Source organism: bacterium, assembly GCA_019912885.1.
In the GTDB taxonomy this organism is placed as follows: domain Bacteria; phylum Lernaellota; class Lernaellaia; order JACKCT01; family JACKCT01; genus JAIOHV01.
On record JAIOHV010000126.1, the window covers coordinates 1 to 26747 of the forward strand.

The 26747-nt window shown below is 65.4% G+C and carries 17 protein-coding genes; 7 read left to right on the top strand and 10 right to left on the bottom strand.

From position 1 onward, the window contains the following. Positions 1-64: 64 nt before the first annotated feature. The 4 genes from K8I61_10590 to K8I61_10605 form a co-directional block, all read right to left on the bottom strand. The gene (locus tag K8I61_10590) at positions 65-1027 is read right to left on the bottom strand and encodes an ABC transporter ATP-binding protein (GenBank protein ID MBZ0272475.1); all 963 of its coding nucleotides are present in this window, start codon (positions 1025-1027) and stop codon (positions 65-67) included. 100 nt (positions 1028-1127) lie between these two features. Further along, positions 1128-1805, bottom strand: coding sequence for a hypothetical protein (locus K8I61_10595; protein MBZ0272476.1), 678 nt, complete (start codon positions 1803-1805; stop codon positions 1128-1130). 40 nt (positions 1806-1845) lie between these two features. Further along, positions 1846-2616, bottom strand: coding sequence for a hypothetical protein (locus K8I61_10600; protein MBZ0272477.1), 771 nt, complete (start codon positions 2614-2616; stop codon positions 1846-1848). Beyond that, the gene (locus tag K8I61_10605; GenBank protein MBZ0272478.1) at positions 2609-4342 is read right to left on the bottom strand and encodes a tetratricopeptide repeat protein; all 1734 of its coding nucleotides are present in this window, start codon (positions 4340-4342) and stop codon (positions 2609-2611) included. The genes K8I61_10600 and K8I61_10605 overlap by 8 nt, the downstream gene beginning before the upstream one ends. A 114-nt stretch (positions 4343-4456) precedes the next feature. Between K8I61_10605 and K8I61_10610 the strand changes: the two genes are divergently transcribed. After that, positions 4457-4975 carry a DUF192 domain-containing protein gene (locus K8I61_10610; GenBank protein ID MBZ0272479.1) on the top strand — a complete coding sequence of 173 codons (519 nt, stop codon included), beginning with the start codon at positions 4457-4459 and terminating at the stop codon, positions 4973-4975. Between the two features lie 6 nt (positions 4976-4981). Here the strand turns inward: K8I61_10610 and K8I61_10615 are convergent, their stop codons facing one another. Both K8I61_10615 and K8I61_10620 read right to left on the bottom strand, forming a co-directional pair. Continuing rightward, on the bottom strand, positions 4982-5938 hold the full coding sequence (locus tag K8I61_10615; protein MBZ0272480.1) for a hypothetical protein: 957 nt from the start codon (positions 5936-5938) through the stop codon (positions 4982-4984). Then, positions 5935-6903: a hypothetical protein gene (locus K8I61_10620; protein ID MBZ0272481.1), complete on the bottom strand. Its 969-nt coding sequence runs from the start codon at positions 6901-6903 to the stop codon at positions 5935-5937. Before K8I61_10620 ends, K8I61_10615 begins: the two co-directional genes overlap by 4 nt. Before the next feature lie 315 nt (positions 6904-7218). On the opposite strand from K8I61_10620, the gene K8I61_10625 reads away from it, so the two are divergent. Together K8I61_10625 and K8I61_10630 are read left to right on the top strand one after the other, a co-directional pair. Beyond that, positions 7219-9087, top strand: a complete 1869-nt coding sequence (locus K8I61_10625) for a 2-oxoacid:acceptor oxidoreductase subunit alpha (protein ID MBZ0272482.1) — start codon at positions 7219-7221, stop codon at positions 9085-9087. Then, the gene (locus K8I61_10630; protein MBZ0272483.1) at positions 9087-10112 is read left to right on the top strand and encodes a 2-oxoacid:ferredoxin oxidoreductase subunit beta; all 1026 of its coding nucleotides are present in this window, start codon (positions 9087-9089) and stop codon (positions 10110-10112) included. The genes K8I61_10625 and K8I61_10630 overlap by 1 nt, the downstream gene beginning before the upstream one ends. Positions 10113-10330: 218 nt before the next feature. Here K8I61_10630 and K8I61_10635 read toward each other — a convergent pair whose 3' ends face one another. Both K8I61_10635 and K8I61_10640 read right to left on the bottom strand, forming a co-directional pair. Next, positions 10331-11581 (bottom strand): sulfatase-like hydrolase/transferase, encoded by a 1251-nt coding sequence (locus K8I61_10635; protein MBZ0272484.1) that lies wholly within the window; start codon positions 11579-11581, stop codon positions 10331-10333. A 41-nt stretch (positions 11582-11622) separates the two neighbouring features. Beyond that, positions 11623-13254 carry a hypothetical protein gene (locus K8I61_10640; GenBank protein MBZ0272485.1) on the bottom strand — a complete coding sequence of 544 codons (1632 nt, stop codon included), beginning with the start codon at positions 13252-13254 and terminating at the stop codon, positions 11623-11625. Between the two features lie 156 nt (positions 13255-13410). Between K8I61_10640 and K8I61_10645 the strand changes: the two genes are divergently transcribed. From K8I61_10645 to K8I61_10660, 4 genes are all read left to right on the top strand, one after another. Then, on the top strand, positions 13411-16326 hold the full coding sequence (locus K8I61_10645; protein MBZ0272486.1) for a zinc dependent phospholipase C family protein: 2916 nt from the start codon (positions 13411-13413) through the stop codon (positions 16324-16326). Between the two features lie 228 nt (positions 16327-16554). Next, complete coding sequence (locus K8I61_10650; GenBank protein MBZ0272487.1) at positions 16555-18354, top strand: VCBS repeat-containing protein; 1800 nt, start codon at positions 16555-16557, stop codon at positions 18352-18354. 149 nt (positions 18355-18503) lie between these two features. Then, positions 18504-21464 carry a S8 family serine peptidase gene (locus tag K8I61_10655; GenBank protein ID MBZ0272488.1) on the top strand — a complete coding sequence of 987 codons (2961 nt, stop codon included), beginning with the start codon at positions 18504-18506 and terminating at the stop codon, positions 21462-21464. 112 nt (positions 21465-21576) lie between these two features. Then, positions 21577-22101 carry a gamma carbonic anhydrase family protein gene (locus K8I61_10660; protein ID MBZ0272489.1) on the top strand — a complete coding sequence of 175 codons (525 nt, stop codon included), beginning with the start codon at positions 21577-21579 and terminating at the stop codon, positions 22099-22101. A 114-nt stretch (positions 22102-22215) separates the two neighbouring features. Here the strand turns inward: K8I61_10660 and K8I61_10665 are convergent, their stop codons facing one another. Next, complete coding sequence (locus tag K8I61_10665) at positions 22216-23103, bottom strand: ATP-binding protein (protein MBZ0272490.1); 888 nt, start codon at positions 23101-23103, stop codon at positions 22216-22218. A gap of 179 nt (positions 23104-23282) precedes the next feature. Next, positions 23283-26645, bottom strand: coding sequence for a response regulator (locus tag K8I61_10670; GenBank protein MBZ0272491.1), 3363 nt, complete (start codon positions 26643-26645; stop codon positions 23283-23285). Between the last annotated feature and the right edge of the window lie 102 nt (positions 26646-26747).

Here is a 26747-nt window from a genome sequence, read left to right on the forward strand (position 1 = left end):
TTTCCGGGAGCGCAGGCGTCTCGCCTGCTTCGATATCACCCGCTCCCTGACGGTCGCGGCTCTGTTACGCGCCGCTTATCCGCACGCACCGGGCCCGATGGCCCGGCGTGATCTCGATTTCCGGAATCTCGTCGTGGCGGCAGGCGTCGATGACCACCGGGCAGCGCGGCGCAAAGGCGCATCCGGGCAGGCGGTGCGCGGGGTCCGGTACCTGGCCGGGGATCGGCGCGGCGATTCTTCCCTCGTCGAGCGCGTGCACGACCGAAAGCAGCGCGCGCGTGTAGGGATGCGCGGGCGCGCCGAGCACCGCGTCGCGCGTGCCCTCTTCCACGATCTTCCCCGCGTACATCACGGCGATGCGGTCGCACACCTGGCTCACAACGCCGAAATCGTGGCTGATGAGGACAAGCGCGCGATGACCCGCTTCGCAGCGCTCGCGCAGGATGTCGAGCACGCGCGTCTGCACCGTGACGTCGAGCGCGGTCGTCGGCTCGTCGGCGATCACCAGGTCCGGCTCGCCCGCGAGCGCCATGGCGATAAGCGCGCGCTGGCGCATGCCGCCGGATAGCTGAAACGGATACGACTTCGCCGCGCGGTCCGGCTGCGGCAAACGCACATCAGCAAGCAATTCCACCGCGCGCGCCGCGGCCTGTTTGCGGGTCATGCGCAAGTGCGTTGTGAGGACCTCGCCGATCTGCGCGCCGACGGTCATCACCGGGTTCAGGAACGTCATCGGATCCTGAAAGACAAACCCGATCCGCCGCCCGCGCACCCGGCCAAGCGCGCCGTCCGTCATGGCGAGCAGATCGCCCGCGCCGTCGAGCGTCGCGCTACCCGCGACCGACGCGCCGCGCGGCGCGAGGCGGCACGCGCCGCGCATCGTCAGCGACTTTCCGCTGCCGGATTCGCCGACGATTCCCACGCGCTCGCCGCGCGCGATGGACAGACAGACGCCGTCCACGGGCCTTGAAACGCCGGCGGGCGTGTCGAAGGAAACGCGCAGGTTGTCGATGGAAAGCAGAGACACGAAATTGTTTTACCGCAAAGACGCAAAGAAAAATGCAAAGAACGCGAAGATTTTTTCTCGTTGCGTTCTTCGCGTTTCTTCGCGTCTTCGCGGTGAAATATTAATGCGCGGTCGGTTTCCGGTTGCGCGGCGGGAGTTCGTTTTCGGCGATGAGGCCCTTGCGGATGAGCAGGCGTTCGAGCGCCTCCAGGCGCGCTTCGAATGCCGGGCGCATCGGCGTCTCCTCGCTGTCGGAGGAAAGGATGATGAAATCCTCGGAGTCCTCCGGTGCGCCGTCGATGTTGATCCGCTGCTGGAAGTCTTCCTCGCCGTTGGCTTCGCGCAGCTTGCCGTCGGCATAACAATAGTCGATCGCGAGGCGAATGTCGGACTCCGGCGCGATGGCCGCGATGACCTGGCAGCCGCCCGCGAACTCGATCGTGCGCTGCGCGTCCAGGTCCGCGGGGTCCGTCATCGCGACCAGTAGCTTCGGCCGGCCGCCGCCCGCGCGCCGCGCGACGGGGATGAGCCCGTGACGCGCGCAGAAATCCTTCTTGGCGTACGCGAGCGCGTCGATGCGGATGCGGCTGCGCCGCAGATTGATCCTGACGACGCGAAGCTGCTCGGCGAGCGCGTCGACCAGCTTGTTCTCGTTGACGAAACCCATGCGCAGAAGGTGCGAGCCGATCCGGCCGCCGAAGGAGCGTTGATCGTTGAGCGCCGCTTCGAGCTGGTGCGGCGCAAGCGCGCCTCGATCGACGAGCATGTCGCCAAGACGCCTGTGGGTGCTGATTTCCACGATGTTCCCCTCCGGGCGCCGTCGCGCTTGCCGGACGCGGCTACAGGTCGATGACCTTGACGCCGTCCTCGGCAATTCGCAAATCGGCATCCGTCGGTCCCTTGCCGATTTCGATCTGCGTCAGCCGCAGGGTGAGCGTCTCGCCGCTTTCCGGCGCGCGGATCACGACCTTTTGCGGAATGGGCACCGGCCCGTCCCGATGGTCGGAACACGTAATCTGCGCCAAAAGATCCGTGGGATCATCCTCTCGAAAACTTGCAAAGCTTGTCAAGCGTCGATTTCCCCCCTCGATCGCGGCGCGCAGCCACCGGCCGCCCGCGTCGCGCCCCGCGAGCATGATCGCGCCCGGCGGGTCGATGGGCCACGGGCGCACGAGATCCCAGCCGTCGTGCGCGGCGGGCAGGCCGCCTGCCAGGATCGCGGGCAATGGCGCCGGATCGACGGGAAGCGCAAAGAGCGTCGCAAGGATTTTCGCCGGCTCGCCCTGGATGAGCACGCGCTCGACGCGGTTGAGATACTGGCCGTACCGGGGGAGCAATACGATGGAGCCCATCGGCGTCATGAACGGCGTGAAGGCGTCGATGCGTATCCCGCGGACGGGATCGACAAGCAATTTCGCCTCGGCGTAGCCGATGGCCAGGCCGCCGGAGCGCATCGTACCGAATGCGGAAAACGGCACGGCACGGGCCTTGAGCGCCTCGGCGAGATCCTCGGTGTCGATTCCGATCGACGGCGCCCGCGGGCGCGGCGCGCAAGCCGCGGCGACAAGAGCGACCGCCGCGAAAAAGATGACGGCGCGCGCGCTATTCAAGTCCCTGCAGCTTCTGTTCGAGGCGGCGCTGCTGATCCGGCTCCGGATTGCGTTCGAGGGCTTCGCGATAAACCTCGCGCGCCTTGTCGGGCAGGTTGAGCGCGACGTAGCAGTCGCCCAGGTGCTCGGCGATCACCGGCTCGTCGGGCAAAAGTTCGTGCGCGCGGGCGAGCCACGTTTGCGCTTCCTGATACTTGCCCTGCTTGTAGAGAAGCCAGCCGTAACTATCGATGATCGGCCCGTCGTTCGGGCGCATCTCGATCGCGCGGCGCAGCAGGATCTCGGCGCGCTCGATGTCGGTGTCGTGTTCGACGAGCGTGTAGCCGATGTAGTTCATCGCGTCGGCGTCGTCGGGATCTTGCTCGAGCACCGTCTCCATCAGCTCGACGCCCTCGCGCCAGCGGCCGACGCGCTCGAGCAGGTTCGCGTAGGAATACATCATCCGGCCGCGGTCGGGTGCGATCTTCACCGCCTCGTTCATCAGCTCGATGGCGCGATCGACCTCGCCCATGTCCGCGAGCACGAAGGCCAGCTCGCTCATGGTGGCGGCGTCCTCGGGGTTCATTTGCAGCGCCTGGCGCAGGACTTGCGCGGCCTCGGCCGGGCGGCGCAAACGGCGAAGGATATGCGCGCGCACGCGAATGCCGTCGTAGTACCGGTCGTGATCCTGCGGGATGCGCGCCAGGGTTTCGAGGGCGCCGTGGAGATCGGACAGACGCATCCGCGACATGCCGAGCAGGTAGCGCGCCTCGCCGTTTTGCGGCTCCGCGGAGAGGATGAGCTTGAATTCCTCGGAGGCTTCCTCGAAGCGCCCGCGCTGATAAAGGATGAGCCCGCGCGTGATCTGCACGCCGACCTCGTCCTCGTACTGGAACAGGCGCAGTTTTTCGTTCTCGCGTTCGGCCTCGTCCAGGCGTTGGTCGCGAAGGTGCATGCGAACAAGGTGCGAGCGCACGTTGGAGTTGTCGGGTTCGAGTTCGAGCGCGCGCTCGTAGGCCGCGATGGCCTCCTCGTCCTCGCCCACGAGTTCGGCGCAAAGGCCAAGGGCGATGTACGCGCGCGCGAATCGCGGTTCCGCCTCGATCGACTTTTTCGCGTGCGGCACGGCGGTCGCGCAGTCGTTTTCGGCAAGCGCCATGCGCGCCAGTTCGAAGTGTCCCTCGGCGGATTCCGGATGCCGGCGGACGTGTTCGGTCAGGAGCCGGTGCGCCTTGCGCTCATCCTTCTTGAGCATGTACAGCCGCGCCAGAAGGATCGGGATTTCCGGCTCGTCCGGCAGGCGCTTGAGCGTCTGCTCGTAGACCTCGATCGCGTCGTCGATGTTGCCCATGACGGAGTGGATCCCCGCCAGAAGCGCCGCGTTCTCGACATCGCCCGGCGCCAATTCGTACGCGCGGCGGCCGTACTTGAGCGCCTGATCCAGGTCGCCCGTCTGCACCGCGATGCGCGCGAGCAGCCGCTCGATATCGGCGTTGTCCTCGATCCTCGCCATCGCATCGAGCGCCTGGCGGGCGCCCTCGATGTCGCCGGAAATGCGCGCGTTTTCCGCCACGATCGCGAGGTAATACAGGTTCGACTTGTCGTCGATCTTCTTGCCGGCCTCGATTTCCGCGGCCTGTGCGCGCAATTCGCCGGTGACCGGGCGCCCGCGCGCCGCGCAAGCGGAAACGAAGACCGCCGCGACCAGGGCGGCGGCGACGGCAGGAAATCGTATATATGGGTTCACGGAAACGAGGATCTCCCGGGGGCGGGCCGCGAAACGTTTTTCCGGCCCGAAACGCGCGACCGTTGCCTGCGCGCGCACGCCTTCCTACCATGCTCCCGAAGTTGGGGAAAGATCATGGACTTTCGCCTGGATACGCCGGCCGTTCGATTCGGCCTTTTCACCGTCGCGGTGTTGGCGCTGGCGGTTTTCGCGGGCGCCGCGCGACGGCCCTTGGCGCACGCGGACGACGCGATGGAGGTCAACCGCGGCCTGCCGGAGGCGGCGATCGTCGTCGGCACGAAACGGCTGACGGTGGAGATCGCCGCCACGCCCGACGCGCGCCGCATCGGCCTCATGAACCGCGATACGCTGCCGCCCGATCGCGGCATGCTGTTCGTGTTTCCCAAGGCGCGACCGGTGCGTTTCTGGATGAAAAACACGCGCATCCCGCTTTCCGCCGCGTTCTGCGACGCGACCGGGCGCGTATTGATGATCGCCGACATGACCCCGCTGTCGCTTTCGCATTGGGGGCCGGAAAAAGACGCCGTGACCTATGTGCTCGAGGTGAACCGGGGCTATTTCCGCGAAGCGGGCGTCGGCGAAGGCGACGTTTTGCCCTTGGCCGCGATGGTCGGAAACGCCGGCGCGAGCTGAGCCCGGCTACGGCGCGGGCGGCAAAAGATTTTCGTCCACGAGGCTCAGATAAACGGCGCTGGCCATGCGCATGTAACCTTCGCTGTTGGGGTGAAGGTCGGGCGCAAGGAAGTGTTCGACGTCCCCTCGGCTCGGCAGGTTGAAGTCGTAGTTTCGGACAAACGGCACGCCCATGTCCCGGGAGACCGACGTCATCGCGCGATGGACATAGAGGCTGCGGTGCCAGTAGCCGACGATGACCGGCCGGGCGCCCTGTTCGCGCGCAAGGTTCACCATCGCGCGCAGATCGTCTTTCAGCCAGTCCGCGAGAATCCCCTGGTCGCCCCCGCACAGGACGCAGTCGAGCGTCGTGATGTCCTCCACGCCGTCGCGAAGGAGCTGCCTGATTCGCGTGCGCGCGATCCAGCTCAATTTGTAAGCGCGGCTGTGGGAAAGCAGGTGCGCGAGTTTCGCGCGATCGGGTGCGCGGGCGATGTCGCCGTCGAGAATCGTCGCGTCGGAGAGGTTCTGCTCGTTGTTGCCGCCGCCGCCAACGAGCACCAGGTCCGTAGGCCAACGGGCGAGAAAATAGTCCTTCAGCGCGTTCAGCGCCTGCGAGGAATTGTAGCCGGGGCGCCCAACGTTGATCACGGACGTCCGCAGATCCGGCCGCTCCTGATGGATCAGCCTGGCCAGATGTTCCGGGTAGCTTTTTCCCGGCGGCGCGCCGATGCCGAAGGTGTGCGAATCGCCGGTCGCCACGATGCGAAAATTCGCGTCCGCGAAATTGATGCGCCCGACCGGCGGGCGGGTAAATCGCGCGTTCGCCTCGGTGCGCAGACGCGCCGACCACAACGCCATGCCGATCTCGATGGCAAGCCAGGCGAGCGGTATTGCGATCACCACCTGCGCGACGGCGAGGAAGACAAGCGTCTTGTACCAGGGGCGCCGGCGCCGGGAAAGGCGAATGCCGGGCGATCTCACGGCGCCGGCTCCGGGGGTCGCGGCGGCAACAAACCTTCGTCGAGCAAGGTCAGATACACCGCGTTGGCGATTCGCTCGTATCCCTCGGCGTTCGGGTGATTGTCGGGCACGAGAAAATCCTTCTCCTTGTGCCGGGCGGCGAGATTGAAGTGTTCGTTTATGACATACGGGGTGCCCGTCTCCCGGGACACGGTCGACATCGCTTCGTGGATGAATTTGCGGTGCATCCAGTACCCGACGAGCACCGGTTTGGCGCCTTTTGATCGCGCGATCCGGACCATCTCGCGAAAATCCGCGGCGAGCCACTCGATGAGCATCGGCTCGTCTTTCTTGCACAGAACGCATCCCACCCAGTCCGTGTCATCCACGCCGTCGCCAAGCAATTGCTCGATGCGCGCGGTGGTAATGCGCGACAGCTTGTAAGCGCGGCTGTGTTCGAGCAGGTGCGCCAGTTGAACGGGAACCGGCGCCCTGGCGATGTCCGCCCGCAGAAACGTTGCTTCCTCCAGGTTGTGACCGTTATTCGTGCCCGCGGACAACAGCGCGACGTCCGCGCGGCGCCCGGTCAAAAAGTAGTCCGTCAACGAGCGCAGAGCCTGCGACGAGTTGTAGCCGGGAAACGCGACATTGATGACCGCCGGGCGGAGGTCCGGGCGTTTGTGGTGGATCAAACGCGCGAGCTGCGCGGGGTAGCTTCCGGTTGTCCCCGCGCCGATGCCGAAGGTGTGCGAATCGCCCGTCGCGACAATGTGCAGATTCGCATCGGAAAAATTGATCTTTCCGTCTGGCACGTTCGTGAATCGAATCGCCGTCTGTCCGCGCAACCGCGCGGACCAAATCGACATTCCGATCTCCGTGACAATCGCCGTGGCGAGAAGCAGCAGAATCTGGGCCGCGAGAAAAAAGCCCAGCGTCTTATACCAGGGACGGCGCTTCATCCGGCGGAGCGTGGACGGTCGGTTCATTTTGTTAGACTCATAACATTTCGCGCACCGCCGGCGGAACAAGCTCGCGCCAAACCGGCGCGCCGAGGCCAACACTTTGTTGACATGCGGCCGCGAAGGGATCATAGATCAAAACCGCAACAAAATCCGGCGGCTCGCGCCGCGAACGCCGGGACGCGACGACGCGATGGCCGTGATCGTCGCCGGTGGTTGTCCGCACCGCAAACCTGAATTGAATGGTCCTTCCCAGATACAGCGCCTCCGACGCTCACCGGTTCGCCGCGACATCGTTTTGCGAGCGCTGCCGGCTTCATCATCAACAACGGATTCGTAAATATGCCTGAAACCACCGCCATCAGCCGGAATCCCGCGCGCCCGGTCGAAGAGGTTCCTTCGGTCGTCATCCGCCTTGCGGGCGACTCCGGCGACGGGATGCAACTCACCGGGACGCAGTTCACGGCGACGAGCTTCGCGGTCGGCAATGACCTCTCCACGCTTCCGGATTATCCGGCGGAAATCCGCGCGCCCGCGGGCACGCTTGCCGGCGTCTCGGGATTCCAGCTCCAGTTCTCGTCGGAGCCCGTCCACACGCCCGGCGATACGCCGGACATTCTCGTGGCGATGAACGCCGCGGCGCTGAAGGCGAATATCGACGATCTCGTGATGGGCGGCATCATCATCGCGAACACCTCCGGATTTGGGTCCGACAATTTACGCAAGGCGGGATACGAGTCGAATCCGCTCGAGGACGGATCGCTCTCGTCGCACCGCGTTCACTCGCTCGACATCACGCGCCTGACGCAGGAGACACTGGCCGAATCGCCCCTGTCGAACAAGGAAAAAGGCCGCTGCAAGAACTTTTTCGCGCTCGGTCTCCTGTATTGGCTTTACAACCGGCCGCTCGACAACACGCGCGCGTGGATCACCAAAAAATTCGCCGCGAGCCCCGACATCGTTGCCGCGAACCTGAAGGTGCTGAAGGCGGGGTACAACTTCGGCGAGATGACGGAGATCTTCTCGACGAGCTACCGCGTCAGGCGCGCGTCGCTCGATCCGGGAACCTACCGGCACGTGACCGGCAACTCGGCGACCGCGATGGGCCTCGTGACGGCCGCCAGGCTCGCGGGGACGCCGCTGTTTTTCGGCAGCTATCCCATCACGCCGGCTTCCGAGATTCTCCACGAGCTTTCGCACTACACGCACTACGACGTATCGACGTTCCAGGCCGAGGATGAGATCGCCGCGGTTTGCTCGGCGATCGGCGCGTCCTACGGTGGAACACTGGCGGCGACCGCGTCGAGCGGCCCGGGCATCGACCTGAAGGCCGAGGCGCTTGGCCTGGCCGTCGTCGCGGAGCTTCCGCTCATTGTCATCAACGTTCAGCGGGCGGGTCCGTCGACCGGCATGCCGACCAAGCCGGAACAGTCCGACCTGCTTCTGGCGATGTTCGGGCGGCACGGAGAGTGCCCGATGCCGATCCTCGCGCCGGCGACGCCCGCGGATTGCTTCGACGTGATGATCGAGGCGGCGCGTATCGCGGTGACGCACATGACGCCCGTGATGGTGTTGTCCGACGGCTTCGTCGCCAACAGCTCGGAGCCCTGGCTTCTGCCGGATCTCGACGCCCTGCCGCGGTTTGCCGTGCGCAAGCCGGATGGCGCGAACGGCGTGGCGCACTTCGATCGCGACCTCGCGACGCTGGGCCGGCCGTGGGTGGTGCCCGGCACGCCGGGAATGACCTATCGCATCGGCGGGCTCGAGAAGGACTTGCACACGGGCAACGTCAGCTACGACCCGGAAAACCACGAGGCGATGATGCGGATGCGCGCCGACAAAATGGACGCGGTCGCGAACGGCGTGCCGGACCTTGAGGTGACCGGCCCGGATTCGGGCGACCTGCTCGTGATCGGATGGGGTTCGACGGCCGGCGGCATCCGCACCATGCGCGAAAGACTGGCGCGGCAGGGCGTGTCCGTGGCGACCGCGCACCTGCGTCACCTGAATCCGCTCCCGAAAAATCTGGGCGAAGTCGTGCGCCGCTATCGCACGGTGCTCATCCCCGAACTCAACAGCGGGCAGCTTCTCATGCTCCTGCGCGCGAAATACGAAGGTAATTTCGCCGGATTCCCGAAGGTGCAGGGGCGCCCGTTTCGCGTCGTCGAGCTTGTCGAGCGCGCGCTCGCGATCGTCAAGGAGACCAACTGATGCAACAGACGCTCACAAAAAAAGACTTCGCCTCCGACCAGGAGGTCCGCTGGTGCCCCGGCTGTGGCGACTACGCGATCCTCGCGACCGTGCAAAAGGCGTTGCCGGAGCTTGGACTTGCGCCGCACAACGTCGTGTTCGTCTCCGGCATCGGTTGTTCCGGCCGCTTTCCGTATTACATGAACACATACGGCTTTCACGGCATCCATGGGCGGGCGCCGGGTATCGCGACGGGCCTGAAGCTCGCGCGGCCGGATCTGTCCGTGTGGGTGGTGACCGGTGACGGCGACGCGCTTTCCATCGGCGGCAACCACTTCATCCACGCCTTGCGCCGCAACGTCGATCTGAACGTCCTGCTTTTCAACAACCGCATCTACGGCCTGACCAAGGGACAATATTCGCCGACGAGCCTGCCGGGCACGAAGTCAAAATCCTCCCCGTTCGGCAGCGTGGACGCGCCGTTCAATCCCCTGTCCGTCGCCATCGGCGCGGGCGCGAGCTTCGTGGCGCGCGCGATCGACGTGGACATCAAGCACCTGGGTCAGATCGTCAAGCGCGCCGCCGCGTACAAGGGCACCTCGCTCGTGGAGATTTATCAAAACTGCCTGGTCTTCAACGACAAGGCCTTCGACGATGTGGAGAACCGCGCGACGCGCGCGGATAGCGCCGTGTATCTCGAACACGGCAAGCCGCTCGTCTTCGGCGCGGACGGGAATAAAGGCATCCGCCTGAACGGCCTTTTACCCGAGGTCGTCACCATCGGCGAAAACGGCGTGACCGAAGCCGATCTCGTGGTGCACGACGAGCACGCGCCCGATCCAGGCTATGCGTTCATGCTCGCGCAGATGCTGCCGCCCGCCTTCCCCACGCCGATCGGCGTGCTGCGCGAGGTCGAACGGCCGACCTACGACGCGAGCGTTCGCGCGCAGATTGATTCGGCCATCGAAAAGCGCGGACCCGGCGATCTGAAAAAGCTGATCTACTCCGGCGAGATCTGGACCGTGAACGAAGGCGACGCGGTTTAGTAAGGCTGGAAGGCTGGATGGCTGGAAGGTCATCGCGGGCGCGAGGTTTGTCATCCGCGCTCACGGTGACAATACCGCCGCGCCGACCCAACGCCGCTGCGCGAAACTCAGGTTAACAAAGTTGACGCGAACATTTTTGTAAATACCACCGGCTCGCGGCGTGTCGCTCGTTCCTATTTCCTGTTTCCTCTTTCCTGTTTCCTCTTCCCTCTTCCCCCCTACTGCAAATACCCCAGGCTTTTCAGCTCGTCGGCAAGGTCATCCGGGATTTCGTTTTCGCTCACCTTCGCGCGCTCCCTGGCATTGTGCGCGTCGAGCATCTGCTGCATGCCGGCGGCGCGCCCGAGCGACGCTTTGTAGAGATCGCGCTTCTCGCGCGGGTCGGCCTTCAGGTCAAACAGCTCGACCGCCTGCGCCTCGCGGTCGTGGATGTATTTCCAGTCCTGATCGAGCACGCCGCGCTTGTCGGCAAAACGCAGCGTCTCCGCGAAAATGGTGCGGTCCTTCCCCTTCACGAATCGATCGCCCGCCGACTCGATCGGCCGGCCCTGAAACGATTCCGGCGCGTCGATTTCGAGCAGCGCAAGGAACGTCGGCGCCACATCCACATGCCATAACACGGTGTCCACGCGCCCAGGGGCGAAGCCCGGGGCGTGCAGAATAAACGGAACGCGCAGCACCTCCTCGTATAACGTCTTTGAATGCCGCGTGCCGCCGTGATCGCCGAACTCCTCGCCGTGATCCGCGACGATAGCGATGACGCTGTCGTCAAACCGGCCCGCCGCCTTCAGATGATCGAGCAGGCGCCCCAGATGCCGGTCCGTGTAGGCGATCTCGCTGTCGTACCGGTCGACGGCGCGGCGGCCGAAATCGAATTCCTCATGACGCAGATAGTCGTTGTGCGGATCGAAATAGTGGACCCACAGAAAAAACGGGCCTGCGTCGAGGCGGTCCACCGCCTCGATCGCCAGGTCGGTGACCTCTTTCGACGACGCAATCGATTTCGACTCGCCCAACTTGAGAACCGACGTATCGAATCGATCAAAGCCCTGGTTGAAGCCGTATTTCGGCCGGAAGATGACGTGGCTGACGACCGCCTCCGTGTCGTAGCCTTCTTCGTTCAAGACTTCCGCGAGCGTCAGGAGGCGACCTTCGAGCGGATGTTTCCATTCCGCGATGCCGTGGTCCCGGGGCGGAAGCGACGTGAACATCGACGCCGTTGCGGGCATCGTCCAGGGGCTCGGGCTATACATCCGCTCAAAGACCGTCGCCTGGGCGGCGAAGCGGTCGATGTTCCGCGAGGTCGGGCGGGCATAGCCGTAGACGCCAAGGTGATCGGCGCGCAAGGTGTCGATGACGATGAATACGAGGTTCGGTTTGGGACCGAAAAGATCGCGGACGATTTCGCAACCGCTCGCAAGGGCGGCGGCGGCAACGATGACGGCGGCGGTGCAAAGACGCTTCAACATGACCGGTGGACAACTTAGCACGTGGATTCGTCGCCGCAATCCTACTGGCACGCCTCGGCTTCGCCCACGACAACGGCCGAAACGAACGTGAGCGACTCGCCTGCAATCGCCAGCGTCGCGACGCCGTCCGTGACATCAACCGGCTCACCTTCGGGCATCGCCATGTTGCCGGCCTCGTCCACCGCGACCCCATTGATAAACGCAAGGCGGCCCGCAAGACCGCCGGGTGATGTCAGATCGAAACGCACGGCGCTTTCGATCGCGGCGCCGGAAAGCTCGACAATCGCCTCGCGCGCCTTCGCCTGGGGATTCGCGATCACGATCGTGACGCGCCCGCTCTCGGTACCGCAGAAGCCGTGCGCCTTGAGCGTGTGTCGAAGCGTGGTCGTTTTCAGGTGCGCCTTCGCGACGAAGTTTTTGTAAAGCCAGATCGTGTACCAGGTCGGGTACGGCTCCCACGTGTCGTGTTCGACGATCCCGTAACGCAGTCCTGCGAGCGACTGCCGCACGAACGTGCCCGTCCCCTCCGAGGCGAGCACGCCGATCCAGTCGGCCCACCACAGCGCGTCGGCCAGGCGATTGGACACGCCGTCCTGCCCGCCGCATTGCGCCGACGCGCTTTCACCCAGAAACACCGGCACGTCCTTCGCGGCTGTCTTGAAATCGCTTGCGTACGCGCGGGACGTTTCCACGATGTTCTCGTCGAACAGATTTTCCGCTGTCGCGGGAAACGTCTGCCAAAGCGGGCTTTCGCCGCAGCCATCGGACTGCGTGGGGTAGAGGTGCCAAGAGGCGATATCGACGACATCGCGCGCCAGGGCGAGTGTACGCGCCGAGAAGCGGAACACATCGCCGACGAAGTAGACCGGGTAGTAGTACGAGCCGAGCGCGAGAAGCCGGCCGCCCGGATCTTCCTCGTCGATCAGATCCCGCAACACGCGAAGGTCGTCCGCGTATTGGTCCGGCCCGAAGCCGCCCGGCATCTTGAAGTTGAAGAAGAAGCCGTTGACCTCGTTGCCCGCCTCCCAGATGTCGAAGCGGTCTCCGTTGTCGAGCCCGCGCGCGAAGCGGATGAGGCGGCGCGCGTCGGCGTCGGTCCAAGCGCCGGTGTCGGCGTCGCGCGGGCCGGGGCCGAAGTTCAGGCAGAACGAAACGCGCGCGTCGGTCGCCTCGGCGAAATCGGCGATCTCGCGGATATCGTCGCGCGTCCAGTAGCCCGGCTGAAACGTCTCGGCGTCGCGATAGGAGATCTGGTAGCTCTCCGGCAGGTCGCAGTCGCCTTCGCCCTCGCAGAAATACGTGCCGTCAGCGACGGTGCCGCCGATGCGCAGGATGCCCGGCATGAGCTGGCGCACGAGCGCCCGCAGGCGCGGGTTCGACAGATCCGGACGGCGGATGCCCTCGTAAAAACCCGGGTCGTCCGGCTCGGTGCGCGAATTGACGAACTCCGCCGTGTCGATCGTCACGCCGAGGTACGGATCGTGCAGCGTGCCGTCGGCGTTACCGGCCTCGACGACGATCGAGATCGGTTCCTCGCGCGGCGCGAATTCGGTCGGGATGATGTTGTCGGGCGGGTCCTCGATTTCGGTGCACGCGCCGAAAAGCGCAAGCGCCATCGCGGCAAACGCGACCGCGACCAGGGCCGCGCGAGAAGACGTCGGGGATCGAAGCATCGCTCGTATCTCACACGATTCGCGGGACGAGGCAAGGCGCGCGCGTCCGTAACGTCGAACGCATTGGTTTGCCGCCCCGTGTTTTGGTAGATTCGGCGCTTGTTTCGATTCGACGGCAGGCGGCGCGATTCGCGTTTCCGCCGTCACGAGGTGCGCATGAAACCGAATCTTCGCGCGGTCGTTGTCGCGGCCGCCGTTGTCCTTCTCGCCGCCGGCGCGGCCAACGCCGCGGGCATCACCGTGCACAACGAGGTGGCGCAGCGCGCGGTGCTGGATTTCGCGTCGCCGGCGCATCCGGATTACGAGCAATTCGTCCTCGATCACCAGGATGCGCTGCAACCCGGTTCGGTGTTCCCCGATTGGGGATTCGTCGGCCAGGCGTTTCACGACGAGGCGGAATACGCGCACTGGGACCCGTGGCGCATCGCGGTCGTCGAGTACATCCGCGAGGCCTATCCCAAGCCGTGGGACACCGCGACCGAAAAGCTCATCGCGTTCGTTTTCGGCTTCGCGTGCCACGGCATCGCCGACATCAACTGGCACGGCCTGCCGATCGCCGAGGCGCTCATCGACGTGATGAGCGCAATGGAGTTCGACAACGACTGGCAGGCCGCGCACACCGCCGCGGACACCGGCGGCGACCTCGTTTACTCCTTTGATCAGGGCGTCGATTGGCTTTCGCCGTGGTACATCCCGTCGCAGGATATGGAGGCCGTGTATCACGAGCTCGGTTACGACACCGTCACGGCGGCGGACATCGAAAACCAGATGCGCGTACAATACATCGGCGCGCTCGCCGAGAAGATCGGCGGGTTCCTGCTCTATTTCCTCTACGCGAACGACTCGCCGTTTCTCGTCGAACACATGCACGATTACTTCGTCGGCGGCATCGACGACATGGCCGCGTGGACGACGTGGTACTGGACGCAGACGATCGACTGGCTCGAAAACGGCCCGCCGCCTGCCGGCCCGCTCGCCCCGCCTCCGGGTGTGAATCTTTCCGTCATGCACGATTACATCGAGGAGTTGCATTTCAACGCCGTCGCGAACCTCGCGCACCTTGGCATCACGATCACCGAGACGCGCACCGAGCGCGGCGTGTACTTCGAGGCCACGGACGCGGTCGCCGTCGAAGGCGCGCGCGACGCATTACGACCCATCGCCAAAACCGCCGCCGCGGACGGCCTCGCCATCCCCGCGCACGCGGATCGCATCTCCACCTGGGTCACGGGTGGCGCGAACGACTACGTCGGCACGGACCTCGCCGCCGGCGACTACAATGACGACGGCGCGCCCGACCTTGCCATCGGCGCGCCCGGAACGGGCGAGCCCGGCGAAGGACAGACCGGCGCCGTCTACATCGTGTACGGCGGCGCCTTCGCCGAGGGCGATGTCGATTTCAACCTCCTCGCCGACGCGGACGTGATCCTTACGGGCGACGCGGAATACGGCCGCTTCGGCTGGCAGGTGGAGACGATCGACCTGAACGCGGACGGCCGCGACGACCTGGCCGTCTCCTCGCCCACCGTCGGCACCGCGCTCGGCGATCCGGGCTACCACGGTAAGGTCGAAATCTTCCTCGGCCAGCCCGGCGGCGGAATTTCGGCGACGCCGGATGTCGTCATCGCGTCGGACGCGCCGTACGAAAATCTCGGCCACACGCTCGCGGGCGGCGATCTCGACGGCGACGGATACGCCGACCTCGTGGTCGCGACGCCGTATCACCGCGGCGCGGGCCGGCAGCGCGGGCGCGTCGCCGTCTTTTTATCCACGACCGGCCTTCCGCCGGCGAGCGCCGATGTCGATGACGCGGACTGGGTCGCGTCCGACTCCGTCAACTACGGATGGTTCGGATACGCCGTCGCGGTCGTCGAATTTGAGTTCGGGCAGAAATATCTCGTCGTCGGGCAGCCCGGCCGCCCGGGCGCGGGCGGCGAGCCGATCGCGGGACGCGTGTACGGCTATTCATTCTTCGAGACGGATCGCGACACGACGCCGGAGTTTGTCGTCAACGGCACGGCGCCCTACGGAAAGCTCGGCGCGGCGCTCGCGGGCGGCGATCCCGGCGGCACGGGCACGCCGCAGCTTCTCGTCGCATCCGCCACGCGCGAGATCGACGGCATGGTGCAGGCGGGCGAGGTGCGTTCGGTGGTGCTCGGCGCGATCATTGGCGAGCACGACCTAAACGACGTGACCGAAAAGTTCCTCGTCGAGGGCGACACCACCTACGGCCGCCTAGGCTGGAAAATCGCCATCGCCGACTCGGACGGCGACGGCAAACAAGACCTGTGGCTGACGCGGCCGTTCCGCGAATCGCACCCGTCGACCGATCCCGCGCGCGCGGGCGCCGCGTTCCTGTGGCGCGCGTCGCATTTCCCGGCGACGGCCGCGTTCGACCTCACCACGACGCCCTTCTGGCGTTTTGCAGAAACGGACGAGCAGTCGCTGTTTGGCGCGTCGATCGCGATCGCGGATTTCGACGGCGACGGCGTGAATGACGTGGCCTTCGGCGCGCCGCGCGCTTCGGACGCGGGCCGCCTGTCGGGCAAGGTCGTCATCGCCGCGTGGCCGACGCCGCGCCTGGTATCCGTGACGCCCGATGTCGCGTATCGGGGCGAAACGACGACGCTCGTCGTTGCCGGCAAGCGCCTGTTCGAGGACGCGGCGCCGCTTGTCGAAATCGGCTTCGGCTTCGACGACACATCGGTATCGCCCACGGATCTCACGTTCGTCTCGCCGGATGAGCTGCGTATCGACGTCACCTACGCGACGGACGCCGACACCGGCGTGCGTCATCTGCGCGTCACGACGGCATACGGCAAGGACGAGATGTTCAGCGCGTTCACGGTCGGCGACGAACCGCCCCCGGACGACGATGACGATACCGCGGACGACGACGCGGCAGACGATGATACCGACGACGACACGGGCGACGACGACGATTCTGGCGGCGACGACGACGATGCCGATGACGACGATGTTGGCGACGACGACGACGACGCGGCGGATGACGATGATGACGACGATGATGATGATGATGACGACGACGACGGCGGCGGGTGCGGGTGCTGACAGGCGGGGAACGCCGAATGCCTGTTTAGACGCGGCGAAATACGATGGGATACGACTGTGAAACCGGGAAGCCAGGAACGTCGCGCGCTTATCGACGGCGAAAAAACCGCAGCGTGAAATCCCGGCCCGCCTTCCGCGTTTTGATCGGCGATTGCTCTTTTACCGTTAAATTCGTTACGCTTGCCCTTTGATGGTGGATTGATTGCCTTTGGTTCGGGAGGTGGCGTGATGCGAAACCTATGGCGGGTCGGTTCGCTGTGTTTTCTATTGACCTTCGTATGCGCCGGTTGCAGTTGCGGCGACGATGACGACGATTCGGGCGGCGGCGACGCGGCGAATGACGATTCCGATGACGACGTGACGGACGATGACACGTCGGGCGACGATGACGCCGGCGACGATGACACGGGCGACGACGACACCGGGGACGACGACGATCTCGGTCCCGAGACCGGCTGTATCGTGCCTGCGGACTACGACGGCGACGGCGACGAGGAACTCGCCATGGCCGTCATGAACGGGGACGAGGACCGATTCGTTCTGAACCTCGTCGAGCCGGGAACGCTGGCGCCCACGCCGGTGCTTACTCTGGAGAACGTCGCAATCGGCGAGGGCGGCACGCGCTTTGCGGTCGCGGATTTCAATCAGGACGGCATCTGGGACGTGCTGATCGCCGCTTTCGACGCCGGCACGCTGGAAACGACGTTTCTCGTATACGCCGGCGGCGATTTCGAGACGCCGTATTACGAATCCGATCCCGTCGCCGCGAATCTGTACGCGTTCGCCATCCTCGACGAACGCAACGACGGCTTCGCCGACTTCGTCACCTACTGTTCGGATTGCGGCGGAGACAACGGCTACCTGATCTTCCACAACGAGGCCGGCGAAATCACGCCCGGCGATCTGATCGCCGACGAGGGAGTCGGGTATACGAATTGGCTGCCCGACTTTGTGCCGGGACGCCTGTTCCCCACCGGGTCGAATGTGACCGGCGAGTCCGGCGCCGTGCATTTCGCAACCTATCGCGAGTGGGACGACGCCGGGACCGAATATGCTCAATTTTACGCGTACGACAGCCTGACCGGCGATCCGGTCGTTTCGACCGATCCGATCGAGGCGCAGGACGGCAATGGCTGGTCGAGCGCGCTCGCCGGCGACCTCGACGGCGACGGGATGACGGAATTCATCCACGCCCTCACGTGGGCCGATGACGCCATTCCCTCGCGCGAGGCGACGCACACGATTTACGGCTATGAAGGCGGGGTCTTCGTCAAGGAATACGCTCCGACACCCGAGAGCAACTCGTACGCGTACATACTCTGGGGTGCGGTCGACGTCGACCTCGACGGCGTGCTCGATCCGTTCCTGAACATCAGCGAGTCGGGCGGCACTGAAAGCTGGCTCGTGCTGGACGGTCCCGGCAGCTACTCGGAGCGCTTCACGTTCACGACGCCGCCGGGCTACGCCACCGAGTTCGCCTTCGGCCGCCGGCGGGGAGGCACGCAGGTCGGCTATATCCCCGCGGGCGGGCTCGATCCCTCGATCGCCGTCATTACGGAACACTCGGACGGCGGGGCGCGGACGGGGCAGCTTTCGCTTCTGTCGATGTTGGACGGGTCGGAAACCACGGCGCTCGCGACGATTCCGCTTGGAGAAGGCGGGCGTTCGAACGCGGGCGCGGCGGACCTGGGCGGCGACGGGATCGTGGACGTCTTCGTCCTCGCCGAAGAATCCGTGTGGGACGGCGCCGAATGGGTCTATGAATGGCGTATTTATCTCTACAACGGCGAATCCATGGACGAAGTGTACGATGCGGACATTCCCACCGCGTTCGACTATACGCCGTGGATGACGATGGAATACGATTTCACAGGCGATCACGCGCCCGATCCGGCCATCGTTGGAGACGTGAGCGGCCAGACGCGCTGGCTGATTTATCCTTGCGATTCGACGGGCTGCGAATCGCCGCTCCACATCGACGGGGAAAGCGCGAACACGTACCTTGAGTTCGGCGGGCCGTACCTGTGATGCCGCCGCTTTGGACTTTTCCGGCTGGTCGGTGTAAGATTTTCCCCGCATTTGTCGCGATTTTTCGACCCTGACCGTTTGAGCCGATTCGATTCGCGCGCCGCTTGAGGGTGCGGCGGGAACGAGTCCAATTTCCTAAGGAGTGGGACATGCGCGCGTTTTCCCGGACGCTCATCGCGTTCGTGTGCGTCGCCCTTCTACCGGCCGCCGCGCTCGCGGGGGCCTGGATCGATCCGAATCTCACCGACGAGATGTCGCTGGCCGGGGCCGCCGGCGTGGTGGACGCCATCCTCGTGCTTGACGATCAAGTCGATCTGGACGCCGTGATCGCCGAGGTGAAGGCCGAAGGCGGCGACCTGGCCCGCCGGCATTACGAGGTCATCACGCGCCTTCAGGAAAAGGCGGCGGAGACGCAGGACGATCTGCGCTCCGCGCTCGAGATCGGCGCAATGACCGGCGCGATCACGCGCATCAAGCCGTTCTGGATCACGAATGCCATCGCGGTTACGGCGATGCCGGGGGCGCTCGACGAATTGGCCAGGCGCGGCGACATCCGCTCGATCTATCTCGACTATCCGATCCAGCTCGTGGAGCCGGTGGAGGTCACCAAGGACGACGCACCGCCGCTTGTCGCCGCCATCGAAAACGGCGTCGTCCAGACCGGCGCGCCGACCCTGTGGGCCCTTGGCATCGACGGCACCGGGACGCTCGCCTGCGATCAGGACACCGGCGCCGACGGCAACCACCCCGCGTTCGCGGCGCGCTGGCGCGGCCTTGACCCCGGCGTGCAGCCATCGCACGCATGGTTCGATCCGCTGCACAATCAAACCTTTCCGACCGACTCCAGCACGCACGGAACGCACACGCTCGGCACGATCCTCGGCAAGACCGGCGCCAACGAAATCGGAGTCGCGCCGGGCGCGAAGTGGATCGGCGCCAAGACGATCGACACCGGCGGCGACATCTTCTCCGACGCGGTCGGCGGATTTCAGTGGGCGGCGGACCCGGACGGCAACCCCGCGACGATGGACGACGTCCCCGCGGTAAGCAGCAACTCCTGGGGCCTCGCGCCCTGGTATTACGGGCCGTGCCGCACGGACTTCAACGCCTCGATCACGGCGGCCGAGGCCGCGGGCGTGGCGGTGATCTTCGCGGCGGGCAACGAGGGAAGCGGCGCGAAAACCCTGCGTTCGCCGGCAAGCTCGCAACTGTCGTCGCTTTCGGTTTTCGCGGTCGGCGCGCTGAATCAGGACGCCACCACGATCGCCGGCTTCTCGAGCCGCGGGCCGTCGGATTGCGACAACGTGTCGATCAAGCCGGAGGTTTCGGCGATCGGCGTTGACGTGCGTTCGTCGTATCCGAACAACAGCTACGCGACGATCAGCGGCACCTCCATGGCGACGCCGCACGTCGCGGGCACGGTGCTGCTTCTCAAGCAGGCGTTCCCCGACGCGCCGCCCGAGGCGTTCAAGGAAGCGCTGTACATGACGGCCGTCGATCTCGGCACGGCCGGCGAGGACAACACCTACGGCCGCGGCCGCGTCGATGTCGTTGCGGCGTATCAGTACATGCTGCCGATCTGGGGCATCAATTCCGACGGCACGATCTCCATCGATGATATCTTCACCTGCTCGGACACGATCGACATCGCCGTGCGCGACAGCGATCTGGCCGCGCCGACGATCCAGGTGAAGGTCGTGAGCACGACGGAGCCGGCGGGCGAGTTCGTCACGCTGTCGGCGACGTTGAACGACGGCGAATACGAGGGCTCGATCAACACCACAAGCGGCGCGCCGGCGGCCAACGGCGTGCTCTCCGTGTCCGACGGCGACGTCATCGGCGCGGCCTATCTCGACGCGGACGACGGCGACGGCGGCACGAACGTGGTCAAGACCGATACGGCGCTCGCGGATTGCGCGCCGCCCGTCTTCGCGGGCCTGACGACGGCGATCCCGGCGATCGACGGCTCGATCCGCCTGAACTGGAGCGCGGGCACCGACGCGAACGGCGTCACGTACAACATCTACCGCGCGCTCTCCTCGAACGGGCAGAACTTCAATTCGCCGCTCGCGACAACGGCGAACACAACGTACGTCGACGCGGCGGTGACGCCGGACGTGACGTATTTCTACGTTGTGCGCGCCGAGGACAGCCTCGGCCAGGAGGACGCCAACACCGTGGAGCGATCGGCCGCGTACGTTTCGCCGACGGCGTTGTGGGCCGAGACGTGGGACTCGAACGCGACCGTCTGGGACCACCCGTGGGACATCACGGACGGCGGAACGGGCCCGGGCACGTGGACCGATCAAAACCCCGGCGGGCGCAATATCCCCGGGAGCCTCGGCGTCGTCATGATCGTGGACTCGGATTATTACGACACCTCGAACCTGGACGAAACGCTGACGAGTGAGATCATCGACGTGGAAGGCAACGAGGGCATCTACTTCACGTTCGTGCACGACTTCAATTCGTATTCGACGGAGGTCGGCGACGTGGACGTTCGCCTGGACGGCGGCACGTGGGAGAACGTCGCGCGCTTCTCGGGCGGGGACGTGACGGAAATCGCGACCGTCGACCTGTCGTCCGAGACGTTTGAGACGATGCAGATCCGCTTCCATTACTACAACGCGTATTACGAGTGGTGGTGGGGGGTGGACAACATCCGCGTCTTTGGCTGGCCGATCCCGACCACGACAACCACGACCACGACGACAACAACCACGACGACAACAACTACGACAACGACAACGACAACGACAACGACCACCACCACCACCACAACGACGACCACGCCGGCGACAACCACGACCGCGCCGGGCACGACGACGACAACGATCCCCGGTGACGACGACGACGCGACGGATGACGACACCGCGGACGACGATACGGGCGACGACGACACGGGCGACGACGATACGGGCGACGACGATGACGCGGACGATGACACCGGCGACGACGACATGTCCGACGATGACGCCGATGATGACGATGCGGACGATGACGACGCGGACGATGACACCGGCGATGACGACGACACCTCGGACGACGACGTGTCGGATGACGACGATGACGACGATGACGGAGGTTGCGGCGGCGGATGCGGAAATTGAAGATTGAAGAATGAAGATTGAAGATTGGCGCGGCCGGCTCGAAGGGGCCGGCCGCGCTTGCGATGACCTTTCAGACTCTCAGACTTCCAGCCTTCCGGACTATTTTTCCCTCATGAACAACATCATTCGCGAACTCAATGGCAAAACCCCCGACCTCGCCCCTGACGTTTTCGTCGCGCCGGGCGCGGTCGTCATCGGCGACGTGACGATCGGTGCGGGATCGAGCGTGTGGTACGGCTCGGTCCTGCGCGGCGACGTGGGGCACGTCCGCATCGGCAAACGCACCAACATCCAGGACCTGTGCATGCTGCACATGTCAACGGGCAAATCGAACTGCGTCGTCGGCGACGACGTCACGGTGGGGCATCGCGTGATCCTGCACGGGTGCGCCATCGAGGATCGCGCGCTCATCGGCATGGGCGCGATCATCCTCGACAACGCGGTCATCGGCGCGGGCTCGATCGTCGCGGCGGGCGCGGTGGTCCTGGAAAACACGATCGTCCCGCCGGGTTCGCTTGTCGTCGGCATCCCCGCGAAGGTCCGCGACACGAAGGACGGCGACCGCCACCCCGCGCAAGAGACGGCGGAGAATTATCGGAGACACGCGGCGGAGCATGGGGAGTTGTATCGCAAGTAGGCCCGAAGGTCACCGCGTATATCGCGCTCATCAACTGTCCACAATGTCCATTCCGTCCATTGTGTCCATCGAAATTCTTGGCACGGGCACGGGCACGGGCACGGGAACAGTCTTTTAGTTCTCGTTTGCGATGAACCTCTTCGTCACCGTGATGACGTTGCCCGCCTCGTTGTAGGCGATTTCGTCGAAGTAGAACTTCGTCATGAGGATGCCGCGCCCGTGCGTCTCCAGGGCGGCGACCGGGTCGATGTCCGCGACCCACTTGCGCCAGTCGAATCCCGGCCCCTCGTCGGCGATGCGGAACGCGCACGCGTCGTCCGTGAACGTCAGGTCGATATCCACGATGCGGTCGCGGAATTCCGGATCGTCGCGGCGGTCCTGGTGGAGCATCGCGAGCATGTCTTCCTCCATCGCGCGCGTTTTCTCGTCGTAGGAGATTTCAAGGCTTCCGTGCTCGACGCCGTTTTGCACGGTTTCGAACAGGCCGACCCTTATCGAGTCGATCTCTTCCGGCGGGAACAGCGGCGCGACCGCGTCGACGAGAAGCGCGCCCGCCATCGTCACCGCGCGCGGATCGGCGACAAGCCACAGGCGAAGGTCGAGTTCGTGGAGCGCGGCGGCGGCGCGGCGTCGCGCGCCGGCGTCTTCCAGGAACGGGAGCGCGCGGCCGGCGGCATCTCCCGGATCCGGCGCGGGTTCGGCGGGTTTTTCGTCATGGAACGCGCCCGCGACGGCCAGGCGCAACTCGCGATCGCCGTCGAGCACGCGGATCAGAAGCAGCGTCTCGGGCGCCTGCTCGCGGCAGCGCTTCAGGCGCTCCGCGGCCGGCATCGAGTTCCAGTCGAGGCCGTCGGGCCATTCGAGGTGGCGAAGCGGCTCGGGAATCGCGGTTTCGCCGCGGGCGCCGCCCGGCATCGCGCCGGCGCCGGAGAGAGCCGCGCGGACGATGGCGGATAGGTGCGCCGCCGCGCCGCCTCCATCCACCAGAATGACGTTCGACATTTCGGTGTAACGCCCTTCTCGTTACGCCGAACAACACCGCGGTGTTATTTCAACGTTTGCGAAGGCTGTTATTTGTCACGACGACGCCCGCCGCGCGGCGCCGGAAACCCGTGTTTTTCTCGTCGTCGCGAAAATTTAGCACAGGACGGCTTGCGAAACAAAAGAAATTGGAGAAGCGATTACGCGGCCCTCGAGCGCGCGGCCAGATCCTCGACGGCGCGGCGCTCGGCGTCGAAATCCGACGCGCGGGCGCCCGCGCGACGGCACTTGGCCTCCATCGCGCGGGCAAGATTGCATAGCGCATCGAGATGAAAATTTGCGGCCAAGCCCTTGAGCGAGTGCGCCCAGCGCGAAACCTCGTCCATGTTTTCCTCGTCGAGCGCGCGCATCAGCCGCTCGGCGCGCGCGGGAAACTCGCGCACGATCTCGCCGACAAGCTCCATGATCTCCGCGTCGTCCTGATAGGCGTTGCTTGTGACCGCGAAATCGAGCCCCGGGACGGCCGCGCCGGGAACGGACGCCTCGCGAGCCGACGCGCCGGCCGGCGCGGGATCCCGTTCCGGCTCGCGGATCGCCCCGGCGCCTTCGCGGCGTTCGGCGCAAAAGCGCGCGATCGTCGAACGCAGCGTGATATGCTTGATCGGCTTGCGCAGATAATCGTCGCAGCCGGCCTCGATCGCCGCGTTCTCGTGATCGTTCATCGCGTGGGCGGTCAGGGCGACGATCGGCATGCGTCCGCCCGCCGCGCGGATGCGCCCGGTGGCCTCGTAGCCGTCGAACTCCGGCATCTGCACGTCCATGAGCACGATATCCGGCGCGCACGTGGTCGCCAGATGCACGGCCTCGCGCCCGTCCCGGGCCCAGAACACGCGCGTGATCCCCATGCGTTCGAGCGACTTTTGAACCAGCCGGAAATTCGGCTCGACGTCCTCGGCGACAAGCACGCTCACGCCGGACAGGTCGGCCTCGTCGGTCCGGTCGCACTCGTCCAGATGTTCCTGGCGGATGACGTGCGGCGTCAGCATCGGGCCGGGCCCGGTGCGCGCCAGCAGCGCGCGTATCGTCGCGACGAGGTACGCGCCGACGATCGGCTTGAACAGTAACGCGGAAAATCCCGCGTTGGCCGCCTGCATCGAGAGGCCCGAATCCGAACGCGAGCTCCAGAGGACGACGTGCGTGCCGCCGAGCAAATCCGCTTCCCGCGCCGCGCGCAGGAATTCGAACCCGGACGCGTTCGGCATGATGTCGTCCACGACCACCACGTCGTAGGCGCGGCCGGCCTCGCGCTGTCTGGCGACGAACGCAAGTCCCTCGTCGACGCTCGAGGCCGCGTCCGCGTCGATATCGAAAAGTTTCGCGTAACCCGCGGCCACGCGGCGGTTGCCGGCGTTGTCGTCGATGATAAGAAGGCGCTTTTCCGCTAGCTCCGCCAGCGGCACGAGGCGAAGATCGTCGCCGTCCGCCCGGCGCTCGAATTCGAGGGTGAACGAGAAATCGCTGCCTTGGCCCTCGCGGCTTTCGACCGAAAGATTTCCGCCGAGCGATTCCACGAGCCTTTTGGTGATCGCAAGCCCGAGGCCCGTTCCGCCGTGACGGCGGCGGATGGAGCCGTCCACCTGCGTGAAGGCCTCGAAGATGCGCGTTTGCATGTGATCGGGAATGCCGATGCCGGTGTCGCGAACGGAAAACGCCAGGCGCACGCGCGCGTCGCTTTCGCCGGCGCGGCGGATCGAAAGGCGCACTTCGCCCTTCGCGGTGAACTTCGCGGCGTTGCCGAGCAGGTTCAGAAGGATCTGACGCAGAAGACCTGGATCGCCGCCGACAAACGGCTCCACGTCGCCGGCGATGTCGCACACGATCTCGACCTTCTTGTCGCGAACGCGTGGGCCGACCAGCGCGCAGGCGTCCGAGGCCAGCCGCGCGAGATCGAACGGCACCTGTTCGACCTCGATCCGGCCCGCCTCGACCTTCGAGAAATCGAGGATGTCGTCGATGATGGCAAGCAGCGCGTCGCCCGCCTCGTGAATGATACGCACGTGCTCGTGCGAATCGTCCGGCAGCGTCTCGGCAAGCAGCAGGTCGGAAAATCCGATGATTGCGTTCATCGGCGTGCGAATCTCGTGCGACATATTCGCGAGGAACTCGCCCTTGGCGCGGCTGGCGCGCTGGGCGGCCTCGATGGCGTGCGTCAGCTTGAGATTCGCCTCGTCCAGTTCCTGCGCGCGGCGCTCGGCGATTTCGTGCAGCGAGACGATCTCGACGAGCCGGGCGGCCAGGTCATCGCGCTGCGTGCGGATGAGTTGCTCGGATTTTTTTCGCTCGGTCATGTCGCGCAGCACCGCGATGAACAGGCGCTGGTTCGCGTGACGCATTTCGGCGACGGAGACCTCAAGGGGGATCTTCGTTCCGTTCTCGCGCTCGCCGGTCAGTTCGCCCTTGAATCCGCGAATCTTCGTCACGTCGTCGGCTTCGCGCGGATGCAGGAAGTGCTTGTTCAAGACCGGCCGAATCCGGGGGACGAACATGTCGAACGGCCGACCGGTGACGATGTGATAATCGTAAACGCCGAAAAGCCGCCCCGCGGCGGGATTGAACGACTCGATGAGCCCGTTCTCGTCCACGATCACGACGCCGTCGACGACGTTTTCGAGGATCGCGCGGGTTCGTTCCTTGACGTCGCGCAGTTCCCGCTCCTGTTCGCGCTTGTGCCGGTCGATGTCGGCCAGGATCCGCCGCCTGGCGTCGTCGAGCACGCCGCCGAGTTCCGCCACCTCCGCAACACCCCGGGTCGGCATGGCGGTCTTGTAATCGCCGGCGCCGAAGCCGTGCGCCGCGGCGCGCAACCGCGAGAGCGGACGCATGAGATACGCCAGCACCAGCGCGAGCGTCACGACGATGACGGCGAAGTCCAGCCCGGCCTCGAGCAGGTGCTCACGCGATTTGACGAGCAGCGCATCGAGAAGCGCGTCCTCCGAAAAATCGACCTCCAGGACCGCGACGATCCCGTCCCCGGCGCCGCGAATCGGCGCGAATGCGGACAGCCACGCGCCGTGAGGATCGCTGTAGATTCCCGTATCAACGATCTCGCCGTTGAACAGGGCGGGCGCCATCTCCGGCCGATAGTCGTAATAATGATCCCAGTACGGCGCGATGGCGCTCGAAGCGACAAACTGCATGGCGCCCTTGTGGACGCGGCCCGGTTCGGCGCGGATCGCCTCGAGCCGCTCCGGGCGCGGGCGCAGCGTATAAATCGGCGTCGTGCGATCGGTGACCTGGCCCGCGCGTATCAGGTATTCGCGCAGGCGGCGGATTTCCTCGGGGGCGTCGCTCCACGTGGCGGGCTCGGGGGAGGAGCCGGTCGATTTCGCGAGCGCATTGGCGGCGGCCTCGTGCCGGTCCCCGTCGATGGAAAGCGCCAGCGTGCCGGCGACCGTTCGGATGCGGGCGCGTTCGCCTTCTTCCAGGCTTTCGCGCCATTCCAGGCGCATGTGCGCGAGAAAAAACACCGTTCGCGCCGCCAAAAGAATGGTAATGACGAACAAGAGTCGCCCGGTCAGGCTTCGCGGAAAACGGGCGCAACGACGCAAGAGACCCATACGAAACGTATCGAATTGCCGATGTCGATCCTTGACCTTTTATCAGGG

What these genes read in the sequence shown, in the direction of transcription:
- K8I61_10610 (MBZ0272479.1), top strand. Translation starts at nt 4,457, where the DNA reads ATGGACTTTCGCCTGGATACGCCGGCCGTTCGATTCGGCCTTTTCACC.
- K8I61_10620 (MBZ0272481.1), bottom strand. Translation starts at nt 6,903, where the DNA reads ATGAACCGACCGTCCACGCTCCGCCGGATGAAGCGCCGTCCCTGGTAT.
- K8I61_10625 (MBZ0272482.1), top strand. Translation starts at nt 7,219, where the DNA reads ATGCCTGAAACCACCGCCATCAGCCGGAATCCCGCGCGCCCGGTCGAA.
- K8I61_10630 (MBZ0272483.1), top strand. Translation starts at nt 9,087, where the DNA reads ATGCAACAGACGCTCACAAAAAAAGACTTCGCCTCCGACCAGGAGGTC.
- K8I61_10635 (MBZ0272484.1), bottom strand. Translation starts at nt 11,581, where the DNA reads ATGTTGAAGCGTCTTTGCACCGCCGCCGTCATCGTTGCCGCCGCCGCC.
- K8I61_10640 (MBZ0272485.1), bottom strand. Translation starts at nt 13,254, where the DNA reads ATGCTTCGATCCCCGACGTCTTCTCGCGCGGCCCTGGTCGCGGTCGCG.
- K8I61_10645 (MBZ0272486.1), top strand. Translation starts at nt 13,411, where the DNA reads ATGAAACCGAATCTTCGCGCGGTCGTTGTCGCGGCCGCCGTTGTCCTT.
- K8I61_10650 (MBZ0272487.1), top strand. Translation starts at nt 16,555, where the DNA reads ATGCGAAACCTATGGCGGGTCGGTTCGCTGTGTTTTCTATTGACCTTC.
- K8I61_10655 (MBZ0272488.1), top strand. Translation starts at nt 18,504, where the DNA reads ATGCGCGCGTTTTCCCGGACGCTCATCGCGTTCGTGTGCGTCGCCCTT.
- K8I61_10660 (MBZ0272489.1), top strand. Translation starts at nt 21,577, where the DNA reads ATGAACAACATCATTCGCGAACTCAATGGCAAAACCCCCGACCTCGCC.
- K8I61_10665 (MBZ0272490.1), bottom strand. Translation starts at nt 23,103, where the DNA reads ATGTCGAACGTCATTCTGGTGGATGGAGGCGGCGCGGCGGCGCACCTA.